At 67.9% G+C, this 15,220-nt stretch carries 8 protein-coding genes; 5 read left to right on the top strand and 3 right to left on the bottom strand.

Annotation, left to right across the window (positions count from 1 at the left end; all coding sequences use genetic code 11):
* From V0R62_RS24410 to V0R62_RS24400, 3 genes are all read right to left on the bottom strand, one after another.
* A partial coding sequence (locus tag V0R62_RS24410; RefSeq protein ID WP_330105542.1) for an amino acid adenylation domain-containing protein occupies positions 1–6,399 on the bottom strand: 6,399 nt, incomplete at its 3' end.
* Complete coding sequence (locus tag V0R62_RS24405) at positions 6,396–9,800, bottom strand: amino acid adenylation domain-containing protein (RefSeq protein ID WP_330105541.1); 3,405 nt, start codon at positions 9,798–9,800, stop codon at positions 6,396–6,398. The genes V0R62_RS24410 and V0R62_RS24405, both read right to left, overlap by 4 nt.
* A gap of 186 nt (positions 9,801–9,986) precedes the next feature.
* Positions 9,987–10,970: a TauD/TfdA family dioxygenase gene (locus V0R62_RS24400; RefSeq protein ID WP_330105540.1), complete on the bottom strand. Its 984-nt coding sequence runs from the start codon at positions 10,968–10,970 to the stop codon at positions 9,987–9,989.
* A 316-nt stretch (positions 10,971–11,286) separates the two neighbouring features.
* Here V0R62_RS24400 and V0R62_RS24395 point away from each other — a divergent pair, with 316 nt between their 5' ends.
* The 5 genes from V0R62_RS24395 to V0R62_RS24375 all read left to right on the top strand — a co-directional run bounded on the left by V0R62_RS24395 (position 11,287) and on the right by V0R62_RS24375 (position 15,210).
* Positions 11,287–12,480: a PepSY-associated TM helix domain-containing protein gene (locus tag V0R62_RS24395; RefSeq protein WP_330105539.1), complete on the top strand. Its 1,194-nt coding sequence runs from the start codon at positions 11,287–11,289 to the stop codon at positions 12,478–12,480.
* Between the two features lie 114 nt (positions 12,481–12,594).
* Positions 12,595–13,797, top strand: coding sequence for a PepSY-associated TM helix domain-containing protein (locus V0R62_RS24390; RefSeq protein ID WP_330105538.1), 1,203 nt, complete (start codon positions 12,595–12,597; stop codon positions 13,795–13,797).
* Positions 13,794–14,330 carry a thiamine pyrophosphate-binding protein gene (locus tag V0R62_RS24385; protein ID WP_280083842.1) on the top strand — a complete coding sequence of 179 codons (537 nt, stop codon included), beginning with the start codon at positions 13,794–13,796 and terminating at the stop codon, positions 14,328–14,330. The genes V0R62_RS24390 and V0R62_RS24385 overlap by 4 nt, the downstream gene beginning before the upstream one ends.
* Complete coding sequence (locus V0R62_RS24380; protein WP_028692195.1) at positions 14,327–14,644, top strand: hypothetical protein; 318 nt, start codon at positions 14,327–14,329, stop codon at positions 14,642–14,644. Before V0R62_RS24385 ends, V0R62_RS24380 begins: the two co-directional genes overlap by 4 nt.
* Complete coding sequence (locus V0R62_RS24375) at positions 14,641–15,210, top strand: DUF6162 family protein (RefSeq protein WP_330105537.1); 570 nt, start codon at positions 14,641–14,643, stop codon at positions 15,208–15,210. The genes V0R62_RS24380 and V0R62_RS24375 overlap by 4 nt, the downstream gene beginning before the upstream one ends.
* Positions 15,211–15,220: the final 10 nt, after the last annotated feature.

Raw genomic sequence — 15,220 nt, 5'->3', positions numbered from 1 at the left:
GATCACGTAGGCCAGGTTGTCCGACTGGGTCAGGTGCTCCGGGTTTTCCTCGCTGTAACCGGCCAGGTCGTCTTCCAGCTTCAGGCTACGAACCTGCCCCGGCACAGGCAGATCGGCCAGCAGATGCCCCTGAGTCAGCAGCAGTTGAATGCCGCTGTCTTCCATCATGTAGCTGAGCCGATCCTTCGGATACTCCGGATCCAGCGGCACGTAAGCGCCACCCGCCTTGAGGATCGCCAGCAGGCCAACGATCATCTCGAAGCCGCGCTCCACCGCGATGCCCACCAGCACATCCGGCCCCACGCCCTGCTCGCGTAGCTTGTGGGCCAGGCGGTTGGCGCGGCGGTTGAGCTGGTCGTAGCTCAGCGATTGCCCGGCGAAGGTCACAGCGACCGCCTCAGGCGTACGCGCGGCCTGCGCTTCGATCAGCACCTGGGCACAAGCCGTGCTCGGATAGCTGGCCACCACCTGCAGGTCTTCCACCGGCAGGCTAAGCACACCCAGTGCACGCTGACCGTCAGCCGCCAACTGCGCAAGCAGGTGCTGGAAGTGTCCCGCCAACTGGTCGATGGCCTGTTCGCTGAAGCACTGGCGATCGAAACTGAAGCTCGCCTCCAGGCGCTCACCCACTTGCACCACCAGGGTCAGCGGGTAGTTGGTCTGCTCCTGGTTGAGCACCTCGCCGAACTGCAGCCCCTGCGGTGCGCCCTGTTGCAGCGCCTCGGCGACCGGGTAGTTCTCGAAGACCAGAATGTTGTCGAACAGCGCCTCGCCGCTCCAGCCGGCCCAGCGCTGGATCTCGTACAGCGGCGTGTGCTCGTGTTCGCGCAATGCCAGGTTCAGCGCCTGGACCTGCTGCACCCAGTCGCCCACGGTCTGTTCCGGACGCGGGCTGGCGACCACCGGCAAGGTGTTGATGAACAGCCCCAGTTGCTCCTCGACACCCGGCAATTCGGCCGGACGACCGGCCACGGTGGCACCGAAGGTCACGCAGGTCTGGCCGGTGTAGCGCTGCAACAGCAGCAGCCAGGCGGCCTGGACCAGGGTGTTGAGGGTGACGCGCTGGTCCCTGGCGAAGTCCGCCAGCTGGCGGGTCTGCTCCGCCTCGAAACGCAGCGCCAGGGCGCCATGGCCCTGCCCCTGGCCCTGGCCCGAAGACTTGAACGCCTGGACCAACCGGGTCGGCTCTTGCAGCTCGGCCACCTGCCCGCGCCAGAAGGTTTCGCTGGCCTGCTGGTCCTGGCCTTGCAGCCACTGGATATAGTCGCGGTAACGGCTGGTCTTGGCGCCCGGCGTGACGCCACTGTAGCGCTGCAGCACCTCGCCCAGCAGGCGCGAGCTGCTCCAGCCGTCCATCAGAATGTGATGGCTGGTGTAGATCAGGTGATGGCTGTCATCACCCGTGCGGATCAGCGTCAGGCGCAGCAGCGGGCCGCTGGCCAGGTCGAAACCGGCCTGGCGCTCGGACTGGGCCACGGCATCCGGATCCTCGGCCTGGTCAAGCTCGACGAAAGGCACCTGTACCTGACGGCGCACCACCTGCACCGGCGCCGGCAGATCCTGCGGGAAGCAGCTGCGCAGCACTTCGTGGTTGTCCACCACCGCCTGCCAGGCCGCATGGAAGCGCGCCATGTCCAGCCCGCGCACATCCACGCGCAGCTGGTTGATGTAGTTGCCCGCCGCCTGCTCGTAGAGGCTGTGGAACAGCATGCCCTGCTGCATCGGCGACAGCGGATAGAGATCTTCGATCTCCCCGGCCGCCAGCGGCAGGCCATCCAGTTGCGCCTGGGTCAGCCCGGCCAGTGGGAAGTCCGATGGCGTCACGCCCTGGTGCGGCGCCTGGGCGCAGTGCTCGACCAGCTCGGCCAGCACCTGCTCGTAGTGGCGCGCCAGCGCCTCGATGGTTTCGGGGCGGAACACCTCGCGGCTGAAGCTCCAGTCCAGCTCCAGCTCGCCCTGGTAGACCTGCCCGGTGATGCCGAGCCAGTTGCCCAGCGGGCTGTCCAGGTCCTGGGTGGCGCCGCTGCCCTCGCTGGCCGGGGTGAACAGGGCACCCTCGGCCTCGGCGAAGCTGCCGTCGAACTGGCCCAGGTAGTTGAAGGTCACCCGTGGCTGCGGCAATGCCGCCAGACGCGCGCGCAGATCGGGGTCGCCGAGATAGCGCAGCACGCCGTAGCCGATGCCTTTGTTCGGCACCGCACGCAACTGCTCCTTGACTGCGCACAGCCCCGCGCCCAGCCCATGGGCCGGCGTCAGGCGCACCGGGAACAGGCTGCTGAACCAGCCCAGGGTGCGGCTGAGGTCCAGTTCCGGGAACAGGTCCTCGCGGCCATGCCCTTCGAGCTGGATCAGTACCGATTCCTCTTCGGTCCAGTCGCACAGCACCCGCGCCAGGGCCGCCAGCAGCAGATCGTTGACCTGGGTGCGGTAGGCGGCAGGCGCCACCTGCAGCAGCTTGCGAGTCAGCGCTGCGTCCAGGCGCGACGAGGCATGGGCGACGTGACGGTTGGTCTGGGCGCCCGCCGGATTGTCCCGTGGCAATTCATCGCCAGCAGCTGCGAGGCCGCCCAGCCAGTAGTCGGCCTCGGCCAGCAGTTCAGGGCTGCGGGCATAGGCGCCAAGGCGCTCGGCCCAGGCCTTGAGCGAACTGCTCTTGGCCGCCAGCGCCAGCGGCTTGCCCGCGGCCAGGGTCGTGTAGGCCAGTTGCAGATCTTCCAGCAGCACCCGCCAGGACACACCGTCGACCACTAGGTGGTGGATCACCAGCAGCAAACGCTGCTGGCCTTCGGGCAAGTCGACCAGCAGCGCCCGCAGCAGCGGCCCTTTGGCCAGGTCGAGACTGCGCTGGGCCTGCTCGGCCAGGGCCGGCAGCTCAGCCACATCGCTCAACGCGCGAACCCAAAGGATGTCCTCGGCCTTGCCGGCCTGGAACTCCGCCTGCCAGGTATCGCGCTGGGTGAAGCGCAGGCGCAGGGCGTCGTGCTGGTCGACCAGCGCCTGCAGCGCGCCCGTCAGGCAGTCGACGCGCAGCGCCTGGGTCGGCTTGAGCAGCAGCGCCTGGTTCCAGTGCTGGCGCTCGGGGATGTCGGTTTCGAAGAAGCGCGCCTGGATCGGCAGCAACGCCAGTGTGCCGCTGACCTGCTCGACCGCCGCAGCCTTTTTCTCGATGCGCTTGGCCACCGCCGCCAGCTGGCCGATGGTCTGTTTCTCGAACAGCTGCTTGGGGCTGAGCTTGATGCCCTGGCGCTTGGCCCGGGCAATGATCTGCAGACTGAGGATCGAGTCGCCGCCCAGTTCGAAGAAGTTGTCGGTGCTGCCGACCTGGTCAAGCTTGAGCACCTCGGCCCAGATCGCCGCCAGGGCCTGCTCGATCTCGCCGAGCGGCGCGGTGTACTGGCGCCGGGCGACACCCGGTGCCGGCAGGGCGCGCTTGTCGAGCTTGCCGTTGGCGGTCAGCGGCAGGCGCTCCAGGATCAGGATCTGCGCCGGCACCATGTACTCCGGCAGGCGGTCCTGCAGTTGCTGGCGCAAGGTTTCACCCTGCAGCCCCTGCCCCACGCACCAGCCCACCAGTTGCAGGCGGGTCTCGTCGCCGTCCACCGGCTGGGCCAGGACCACCGCTTCGGCGACCCCGTCCAGCCCCAGCAGCACCCGTGCCACTTCGGCCGGTTCGACACGATAACCACGCACCTTGACCTGGTCGTCGGCGCGACCGATGAACTCCACCTGCCCCGCGCGGTTGCGCCGCACCCGGTCGCCGCTGCGGTACAGGCGCTGGCCCGGCTGCGTCGGGTCCGGCACGAAGCGTTCGGCGGTCAGGCCCGGCTGGCCCAGGTAACCCTGGGCCACGCTGGCACCGCCGATATACAGCTCGCCCGCGACCTGGTCGGCCACTGGGTTGAGCACATCGTCGAGCAGCAGCACATGGGCGCCCGGCAGGGCCGTGCCCACCGGCACGGCGCGGGCCTCGGCGGCCAGGGTCGAGACCTCGTGGGTCAGCACGCCGACCGTGGTCTCGCTCGGACCGTAGTGGTTGATCAGGCGGCAGCCTGGCTTGAGCCGGCGCACCTGCTCCACCAGGGCTGGCGTGCAGGCCTCGCCACCGACGATCAGCGCCTGCTCGGGCAGCACATCGGCGGGCGTGCCAGCCTGCAGCAACGCCGCCAGGTGGCCGGGGACGATCTTGAGCACACCGACCCGGTGTTCGGCCATGTAGCGGGCAAAGGCGTCCGGGTCGAAGCCCAGCGCCTCGGGCAGCACGTGCAGCAGGCGCCCGCCGCACAGGGCGCCGAACAGCACGGTATGGCCCAGGTCGGCGGCGATGGTCGAGACCAGCGCCATGCTCGCCTCCGGCGCCGGCGCCAGGCGTTCGAGCAGGCCGGCGACGTAGCTGGCCAGGGCGCCATGGCTGACCAGCACGCCCTTGGGCTGGCCGGTGGAGCCGGAGGTGTGGATCACATAGGCCGGCGATTCAGCCCACAGCGTGATGGCCGGCGCACTGGCTTGGAGGTCCTGCCATTGTGCTGGCGCGTAGGCCAGTGCCAGGCGCTCGGCAGCGGCCAGGCTGGTCAGTCGCGTATCGCCGGCGGCGCACAACAGTACCTTGGCCTGCGCCGCGTCGAGCATCTGCCGCAGACGCGCTTCAGGCGCCTTGGTGTCCAGCGGCATGTACACGGCGCCGACCTTGAGAATACCGAGCATACAGGTCAGCCAGTCCAGCGAACGCTCCATCAGCACCGCGACCGGCTGTCCACGGGTCACACCCTGACGTTGCAGGTGGTGAGCCAGGCGGTTGGCGGCCTGATCGAGGGCGGCGAAACTCAGGCTGTGCTCCAGGCTGCGGGCGACGAGCGCCTCGGGCTGGCGTTGCACCTGCTGCTGCCACTGTTCCAGCACCAGTGCCGGCGCCTCGCGCTCCGGCACCTGCCCGACACGCAGCGGCGCGGCCAGGCGGTGCAGCGGCAGTTGCGGCGCGTCGAGCAACTGGCCCAGCAGTTCGATGAACGCCGGAATGAACGCTTCCACCGTGGCGCGCTGGTAGAGGTCGCTGGCAAAGGTTATCTCGCCATGGATCAGTTGGCCGTCGTCGGTGATGTCCAGCGCGAGGTCGAAGTGGGTGCCGACCTTGTCCAGCGGGTACTCGGCGACGCTCAGGCCCGGCAGGGCCAGCGAGCGCTGGCGTTGCATGCCGACGTTCTGGTTGAACTTGACCTGGAACAGCGGGTTGTGGCCCAGGTTGCGCTCCGGCACCAGCGCGTCCACCAGTTGCTCGAACGGTAGCTCCTGGTGCGCCTGGGCGCCGAGCACCGCCTCGCGCACCTGGGCCAGCAGGTCGTCGAAGCTCAGGCGCTCGTCCACCTGGCAGCGCAGCACCTGGGTGTTGACGAAGAAGCCGATCAGCCCCTCGACCTCGGCGCGGCCGCGGTTGGCGTTGGGCACGCCGATGCGGATATCGCGCTGCCCGGCTTGGCGCGAGAGAAACAACGAGAAGCCCGCCAGCACCAGCATGAACAGGGTCATGCCCTGGGCGCGGGCGTAGCCGCCCAGGCGCCGGGACAGCTCGGCGCCGAAGTCGAAGCTCAGGGTCTGGCCGTCGAAGCTCTGGGTCAACGGGCGGGCAAAATCAGCGGCTACTTCGAGCAGCGGCTGCTCCTGGCCCAGCTGCTGGCGCCAGTAGTCGAGCTGGCGCTCGCCCTCCCCGGCCTCCAGCCAGCTGCGCTGCCAGATCGCATAGTCGGCGTACTGCACCTCCAACGCCGGCAACTGCGGCGCCTGGCCCTGGCTGAAGGCCTGGTAGCTGTGCACGAACTCCTTGACCATCACGTCCATCGACCAGCCGTCGGAGACGATGTGATGCATGCTCACCAGCAGCACATAGTCCTCGGCCGCCAGCCGGTACAGGCTGGCGCGCAGCAGCGGCCCGTGCAGCAGGTCAAAGGGTTGGTGGCTGGCCTCGCGCACCTGCGCGGCCAGCTCGGTCTCGCGCCGCTCGCTGGCGACAGAGGTGAGATCGACCTGCTCCAGCGGCACGGCCTGGGTTTCGAGGATCACCTGGCGTGGCTGCTCGCCATCGACCTGGAACACCGTGCGCAGCGCCTCGTGGCGCGCCACCAGGTGCTCGAACGAACGCTGCAGGGCCGCCACGTCGAGCCGGCCGCTCAGGCGCAGGCCAGCCGCCATGTTGTAGGCCGCGCTGTGCGGCTCCAACTGCCAGAGGAACAGCAGGCGCTGCTGGGCGAAGGACAGGGGGATGCTGGCGAAGTCGTGACGCGACTCGACCACCGGCAACAGGCTGAAATCCTTGCCGTCCTCGCGCAGCTTGGCGAGGAACTGCCGGCGCTGCTCCAGGGGCAGGCTGACGAATCGTTTCGCAATGCGTACCGCCATGTTGCCACTCATGCCTCAACCCCTTCCAACGAACTCATGAACGCGTCCATATCCGACCAGTCGTCATCCTTATCGCCGCCCTCCAGACGGCCCAGCTCGGCGGCCAGGTCGCCCAGCGCCGGGTGTTCGAACAGGCTGCGCAACGGCAGCACCAGGCCCAGCTGGTCCTTGATCCGCGCCAGCACCTGGGCGGCCAGCAACGAATGCCCGCCCAGCTCGAAGAAGTGATCGTCCAGGCCGACCTTGGCCACGCCCAGCACCTGCATCCAGATCTGCGCCAGTTGCTGCTCGGTGGCGCTCTGTGGCGGCCGGTATTCAGCCTGCAACGCGCTCGGGTCCGGTGCCGGCAGGGCCTTGCGGTCCAGCTTGCCGCTGGGCGTCAGGGGCAGGCGCGGCAACAGCAACAGGTGGCCCGGCACCATGTATTCGGGCAGGCGGGCCTTGAGCAGGCTGCGCACCTGCTGGCGGAACCGCGCCTGTTCAGCGGCATCCTGTTCGGCGGCGTCGGGCACCACGTAGGCGACCAGTTGCAGGCCGCCGGTCATCGGCAAGGCCAGCACCACCGCCTCACGCACGCCCGGGCACTGCTGCAGGCGCGCCTCGATCTCGCCGAGTTCGATGCGGAAGCCCCGCACCTTGACCTGGTGATCGACACGGCCGATGTATTCGATGGCGCCGTCGGCGCCCAGGCGCGCACGGTCGCCGGTGCGGTACAGACGCTCGCCATGGGCGAACGGGTCGGCGACGAAGCGCTGGGCGCTCAGCGCCGGTTGACCGTGGTAGCCACGGGCCAGGCCCGGGCCGCCGATGTACAGCTCGCCCACGGCGCCCCGCGGCAGCAGTTCAAGATCATCGTCGAGGATGTACAGCCGGCGCTGCGCCAGGCCTTGGCCGATGGGGATGCCGCGCCAGGACACCGCCTCGTGGCCGAGCCCGGTGCAGTCGTGAATGGTCGAGACCACCGTGGCCTCGGTCGGGCCATAGGTGTTGAGCAGCCGTACATGGCCCAGCCCAGCCAGTTGCCACAAGCGCAGGCCGTCCACCGCCATTGCCTCGCCGCCGACATGGATCTGCCGCAGCGCGCCGTAGCTGGCCGGCGGACGCGCCGCGAAGTCCTGTACCAGCCAGTACCAGTAGGCGGCCGGCAGGTCGGCCAGGGTCACGCCGTGGGTGATCAGTACCTCGTGCAGGGCGGCGCTGTCCCACAGGCGGGTATCGCGCAGTACCACACAGGCGCCATGGCACAGCGGCGGGAAGAACTGCTCGACGAAACCGTCGAAGCTGCTGGTGGCGAACTGCAGGACGCGGTCGCCTTCGCGCAGGTCGCTGTAGTCAATGGCGCGAGCGATGAACTCACTCAGGGCGCCGTGACTGATGGCCACGCCCTTGGGCAGGCCGGTGGAGCCGGAGGTGTAGATCACATAGGCCAGGTTGTCGTGCGTGACGGTAAGCGCCAGGTCATCCGCCGGCTCGTCGTTCAGCGCCAGCTGGTCCAGGCACAGGCAGCGCAGCCCATCCTGCGCTGGCAGGCCGGGCAACTGGGCGGTGGTGGTCAGCAGCCACTGCAGGCCGCTGTCCTCGAAGACATGGCCCAGGCGTTCGGCCGGGGCCTGCAGGTCCAGCGGCACATAGGCGCCACCGGCCTTGAGCACGGCCAGCAGGGCCACGGCCAGGTCCAGCGAGCGATCCAGGGCCACGCCCACCAGCACATCGGGGCCGACGCCCTGGCGGCGCAGGTGATGGGCCAGGCGATTGCTGCGGATATTGAGTTCGGCATAGCTCATCGACGGTGCCGCGGCGCCGTCGGCCAGGATCAGTGCCAATGCCTCGCCGCTGCGGGCGGCCTGGACTTCGAACAGGCGCTGCACAGGCACCAGCGGCGGCACCTCGGCCACCGGGCACAGCAGCGCCTGGCGCTCGGCCTCGGCCAGCAGCGACAGTTCGCCCAGGCGCTGGCACGGCGCCTGGCAGACCGCGCGCAACAGGTTGCGCCAGTGCCCGGCCAAGGCGGCGATGGTGGCTTCGTCGAAGAGGTCGGTGGCATAGGTGAAGGCGGCGAACAACTGCTCGCCCTCTTCCCGGGTATCGAGCATCAGGTCGCTGGTGGCGGCGTGCTGGCGACGGCTGCCGGCCAGCTGCTCGGCGCTCAGGTAGCCCACGCGCAGGCCGCAGTCCAGACGCACGTCATTGAGGTCGGTGACCAGCGGCTGGTGGTTGAACATCACCTGGAACAGCGGCGTATGGCTCTGGCTGCGCTGGGGCTGCAGGGCCTCGATCAGCGCGTCGAACGGCAGGTCCTGGTGCGCCTGGGCGCCGACCGAGGCCTGGTGCAGGCTGCGCAGCAGGTCGCTGAACGGCGTCTGCGCGGTGAACTGGCTGCGCAGCACCTGGGTATTGACGAAGAAGCCGACCAGCCCTTCGGTCTCGCTGCGGTTGCGGTTGGCGATCAGACCGCCAACACGGATGTCGGTCTGGCCGCTGTAGCGGTACAGCAGGGTCTTGAACACGGCCAGCAGCACCGTGGACAGCGTCACGCCGTGCTGCTGGGCCAGTTGCTTCAGGTCCTCGCGCAGGCCCGCGTCGAGCGTCAGCTCCAGGCGCTCGCCGAGGTGGCTGGGCTGGGCCGGGTACGGCCGGTCGGTCGGCAGCTCAAGCAACGGGTGCTCGTCACCCAGCTGCTCGCGCCAGTAGTCCAGCTGACGCTCGCGCTCGCCGGCCTCCAGCCAGCTGCGCTGCCACAGCGCATAGTCGCGATAATGCACCTTGAGCTCCGCCAACTGCGGCTCGCGCCCCGCCACCAGGGCGTCGTAGCTGCGCATGAACTCGTCGATCAGGATGTTCATCGACCAGCCGTCGGCGATGATGTGGTGCAGAGTCAGCAGCAGCACGTGCTCCTGGGGCGCCAGGCGCAACAGGGCGATGCCGAACAGCGGCCCGCGCTCAAGATCGAAGGCCTGGGTGGCCTGGGCCGCCATCTGCTGGTGCGCGCGTTCCCAGCGCGTGGTTTCAGGCAGGTCGGCAAGGTCGAACAGCTGGATGCTCACCGGCGCAGGCTCAGCCACCCGCTGCAACGCTCGCTCGCCGTCCTGGGCGAAGGTGGTGCGCAGGCATTCGTGGCGGGCGACCAGCAGGCTGAACGCCCGCTCCAGCGCCTCGACCTGCAGCTCGCCGTCGAGGCGCACGGCCATCGGCAGGTTGTAGGCGGCGCCGTGGGGCTCCAGCTGCCAAAGGAACCACATGCGCTGCTGGGCGTAGGACAGGCCGTCGCGCTCGCTCAGGCCGACACAGGACGACATGGGCAGCTGCGCGAAATCGATGCCCTCGCGTCGCATCCCTTCGAGAAACAAGCGGCGCTTGTCCAGGGGCAACTCGATGAAACGACGGGAAAGTTTCTGGGCGTCTGCGGCATTCATGTGTGTGGTCCTTGCTGATCGGCGGCGCGACCGGAAGGTCCGGGCGCATCAACAAGAACGAATGGGCGGGGGGATGATTTAGCGAGGGGCTCGACGCGGGAGTGATGGGGCGCGCTGTGCGCCCCTTTCGCGGCACAAGGCCGCTCCTACAGGAGGTCGCGCCGGCCTGCAGGAACGATCGGCAGGTCAGACCTGGTCCAGCGAATGCCCCTCGGCCATTGCCACGATCACCTTGCGCGGGCCTTCGAACGGCGCGCGGGCATGGGCGGCGAGCATGTTGTCGAGCATCATCACGTCACCCTCCTGCCAGGGGAAGCTGATCTTGCAGTCTTCCAGCACCTGGCGGATCTCGTCGAGCACCTCGTCCTCGATGGGCGAACCGTCGCCGTAGTAGACGTTGCGCGGCAGGTCTTCCTCGTCGACGATGTCCAGCAGACTCTCGCGCACGTCAGCCGGCAGGTTGGAGATATGGAACAGGTGCGCCTGGTTGAACCAGACCATGTCGCCGGTCACCGGGTGCCGGGCCACCGCCTGGCAGACCTGACGGGTACGCAACTCGCCGTCGTCCTTCCACTCGCAGGTGATGCCGTGGGCCTTGCAGTAGGCCTCGACCTCCGCCTGGTCCTCGGTGTTGAACACCTGCTCCCAGGACACGTCCAGGCCGTTGCCGAAGTTGCGCACGTACATCAGGCCCTTGCTGACGAAGCGCTCGCGGATGTGCGCCGGCACGCGGCGATAGACCTCGCGACTGTCGGCGATCGGCGTCTCGCCGCCGCTGCGGGCGGCAATCATGCTGTAGAACCAGATCTTCATCGGCCAGTCGCGGGAGTAGGCCTGCTCGTTGTGCAGCGGAATATGCTGGTGCGCCGGGTACTCGGTGGAGGTGTAGACCCCCTGGGTAACGTTGGTACGCGGTGTCGAGCCGAACTCGTAGTTGAGCAGCGGATGACCGAAGCTGGCGGCGAACTGGCGGAACTGCTCGGCACCCTCCAGGCGGAACCCGCGAAACAGGATGCCGCCGTCGCGCGGCAGGTGTTCATCCACCAGCGCCTTGAGCTCGTCGAACACCTCCAACAGTTGGGTGTCGTCGTCACCCGCCTCCACCAGCAACGGCAAACGTCCCTGCTCCGGCAATAGCGGACGCACTGTAAATCCCACAGCAACACCCATGACGGGCCTCCTGTACACATTCGATGAAAGGGACCGGCGGCCCATGGGCACGCTCGCGTCCGGTGATAGGAGGACGTTTCGAGAGGCAGGCAAATTAGTCCCTGGCAGGAACAAGCCCGGCACTGCGGCGCCTGGCACCGACCTTGCCGGTGATCGCGGGGCAAGCCCGCTCCCACGAGCGCTTGCATCGCCAGTTCGGGATGCCCTGGAAACACTTGCTTGCAATTGGCTCATCAGGTTTTGCCCTGCTCATGCGTCTCTTTCTGATACGGCCGGGCTTTTGCCCCTGAACTTCGCCATTGACACTGCGTACCCCATGTCGAAAAAGTCACGCTCGAAAATCTGGTTCCTCGTGCACAGCTGGCTGGCCCTGCCCATCTGGTTCTTCGTGCTGATCGTCTGCGTCACCGGCACCCTGGCGGTGATCAGCCGCGAGATCGTCTGGCTGGCCAATCCGGAAACCCGCGCCAACCCGCCTTCGGACGAGGCCCGGCGGCTTAACTACGACGAACTGCTGGTGGCCATGCAGCGCGACCAGCCCGGTATCGCCGTGGCCAGCCTGATGACCCTGAGCGAATCGCACTTCGCCATGCTGTCGGACGTCACCTACCCCGACGGCCGCACGGTCCGGGTCTACGTCAACCCCTACACCGGGCATATCCAGGGCGTCACCCCGCAGTTCAACTTCGAGGAATTCACCCGCGCCCTGCACGGCTGGTGGCTGGTGCCGCACACCAACGGCTACAGCTGGGGCTGGTACCTGGTGTCGCTGCTCGGCCTGCCGATGCTGGCCTCACTGGTCACCGGCCTGGTCATCTACAAGCGATTCTGGAAGGGCTTCTTCAAGCCGACCCTGCGCTTCAACCAGGGCGCGCGGATCTTCTGGGGCGATTTCCACCGCCTGAGCGGCATCTGGTCGATCTGGTTCATCGCGGTGATCTCCATCACCGGCGTCTGGTTCCTGATCAAGGCCTTGCTCGCCGACAACCACATATCCATCTCCAGCGAGCCGATCGTGCCGGTGATCGCCCGGGAAAAGGTGCCGCTGACCGCCGACGGCAGCCCGACGCCGATGATCAGCCCGGACGAGGCCGTGCGCATCACCCAGCGCGAGATCCCCGGCTTCGACGTCGACTATGTCGGGTTTCCCAGCAACGCCTACGCCCACCTGAGCATCGGCGGCATCAGCTGGTACCCGCTGATGTACCAGAAGGCCGAGATCAACCCCTACACCGGCGAGGTGGACGCCACGCGCCTGCTCGCCGACCGCAAGCCCCTGGAGTTCGTCACCGAGTCCATGCGCCCGCTGCACACCGGCGACTTCGGCGGCCTGCCGGTCAAGTTGATCTGGTTCTTCTTCGGCCTGCTGCTAAGCATGATGGTCCTCAGCGGCCTGCTGATCTGGAGCAAACGCACCGCCCTGGCCACCGCCAACGCACTCAAGCGCAGCCAGAAGCAGGCGCGCGCGGCCAAGACCCCGGTTTCGACGGAGGTTACGTCCAGTTCTTGAAACATTTTCTTTCATTTGCCTTGGCAGCTTTCTGATTCTCATTCGTCCTTACTTATGCAGCCTTCCAGGTTGAGCACAGACTCGACCGTATTTTTAGATGCAGAAGACCGAGCGATGGCCCGACAATCGAGAAAGAAATCCAATTCCAAGCTGTGGTTCCTGGTCCACAGCTGGCTTGCCCTGCCGATCTGGTTCTTCGTCCTGATCGTCTGCTTCACCGGCATGCTCGCGGTGGTCAGCCAGGAGATCGTCTGGCTGGCCAACGCCGACGTGCGCGCCAGCAAGCCCGACGGCGACAGCCAGCGCCTGAGCTACCAGCAGGTGCTCGACGCCATGCACAAGGCCGAACCTGAACTGGCGGTGCGTTTCTTCAGCCAGCCGGACGGTTCGCACTTCGCCCTGCAGGCCTCGGTGACCCGTGCCGACGGCACCAACGCGCTGCTCTACGTCAACCCCTACACCGGGGCCATCCAGGGCCAGCGCCCGGACTTCGACTTCGAGGCCTTCACCCGCGCCCTGCACGGCTGGTGGCTGGTGCCCTTCACCAACGGCTACAGCTGGGGCTGGTACCTGGTGTCGCTGCTCGGGCTGCCGATGCTCGCCTCGCTGGTCACGGGGCTGGTGGTGTACAAGAAGTTCTGGCGCGGTTTCTTCAAGCCGCTGCGCACCGGCCACGGCCCACGGATATTCTGGGGCGACGTGCATCGGTTGGCCGGTGTGTGGTCGATCTGGTTCATTGCGGTGATCGCCATCACCGGCACCTGGTTCCTGATCCAGGCGATTCTCGCCGACAACCATGTGACGATCTCCAGCGAGCCGATCGTGCCGGTGATCGCCCGCGAACAGGTGCCGCAGAGCGCCGACGGCAGCCCCGCGCCGCGCATCGACCTGGACCAGGCGGCACGCATTGCCAGCCAGAAGATCCCCGGCCTGGACATCAGCTTCATCTCGCTGCCGGCCACCGCCTACAGCCACTACAGCATGGGCGGGCGCGGCTGGTACCCGCTGATGTTCCAGACCGCGGAGGTCAACCCCTACACGTCCAACGTCGACAGCCAGTTCCTGCTCGGCGACCGCTCGGCCCTTGAGTTCGTCACCGAATCCATGCGCCCGCTGCACACCGGTGACTTCGGTGGCCTGGCGATCAAGCTGATCTGGTTCTTCTTCGGCCTGATCCTGACCCTCATGGTGTTCAGTGGCCTGCTGATCTGGACCAAGCGCACCACCCAGGCCACCCTCGCCGCCCTCAAGCGCGGCGAGCGTCCGGCACGCAAGCGCGCCGCGGCCAGCCCAACCACCCTGGAGGCCCAACCTTGAGCCAGACCGATACCCTGCCGCCCAGCGGCCTGAAGCAGCTGTGGCTGAAATGGCGCTTCCACCTCAACATCCTGCTGATCCTCATTCCCCTGGGCTTCATGCCCAAGTACTTCGCCGACGCCAGCCTGTTCCGCGGCGACAGCGGCCTGGGCGCCAATATCGTCGAGGACCTCCAGGTCGGGCGCTGGACCCTGGACCTGGCCGAACTGCGCGACGAGGCCCCGCGCGCCGAGGGCCCGGCCGGCTACTTCAAGGCCTTCAACGCCGCCTGCACGAGCTGCGACGAAGGCGTCAAGGCCATCTACCTGCGAGTGGGCAAGCCGCGCAGCCTGCGCGCCGCCGGCACGATCTTCTTCGGCGCGCCGGCGCGCATGGGCACCTCGCTGCCGATCCCGCCGCGCACCCGGCCCGACGCCGACATCTGGATCACCATCGAAGGCTGGGACGGCAAGATGTACCAGGCCTCGGTGCCGCTGGCCAAGGCATCCCCCGCCACCGCAGCCTGGCTCGAGAAACAAGGAGGCAACAAATGAAACAGCTGATGCGCAGGCTCGCCCTGCCCCTCTTGGCCCTGGCCGCCACCCCGGCGCTGGCGCACAACCCGATGTGCGAGTGCACCGAGCACGGCGAGCAGATCACCTGCAAGGGCGGCTTCTCCGACGGCAGCGGCGCCCCCGGCGTGACCCTGGACGTGATCGGCTACGACGAACAGGTGCTGGTGGCGAGCAAGCTCGGCGATGACTCGACCCTGACCTTCAAGCGCCCCGACGGTGAGTTCTACGTGCTGTTCGATGCCGGTCCCGGCCACGTGGTGGAAGTGGACCACGCCGACATCGGTGCGCCATGAGCCGCGCCCAGGTGGTGCGCCCGGCTGGCGCCGGGCACGAGACCCTCTACGTGCTGCTGGCCGCGCTGCTGATCGTGGTGCTGGCCGCCAGCGTGGTGGCCGTGCGCGGCGAGCGCGAGGATGAACAGGCCATCGCCGCCCACCAGCTCGATGCCCGCCGCGACCTCAATGCCGCCGAACAGGGCATCCACACCGACCTGTGGGTGGCCGTCGAGGAGATCCGCGCCCTGCGCGAGGACAACGGCGCCGCCCCGGATGCCCAGACCCTGGCCGACGAGGGGCTGCCGCCGTTCGTCAGCGACGCCAGCAGCCAGAGCCGCGGCAGCCACCAGTGGTCGCTGCTGGCCAACGGCGCCTACCTGGGCCGCAGCCAGGACGCCCAGGTGGCCGGCAGCTTCCTGGTGATCCTGCCCGCCGCCAGCGATGCCCAGCCGGATGTCTGGCTACGCCGCGACAGCACCGCCCTGCCCCCGGACGCGCTGGACAGCGATGCGCTGATCGCCGCCGGCTGGCAGCAGATCGTCACCCACTACGACGCCGGGGTCACCCGCCAACACCGACACTAAGGACCTGCCC

The sequence above is a fragment of the Pseudomonas carassii genome (assembly GCF_036324045.1).
GTDB classification, from domain to species: Bacteria; Pseudomonadota; Gammaproteobacteria; order Pseudomonadales; family Pseudomonadaceae; genus Aquipseudomonas; species Aquipseudomonas peradeniyensis.
The sequence above is the reverse complement of the archived record's forward strand: the minus strand, read 5'-3'. Positions and strand labels throughout refer to the sequence as shown.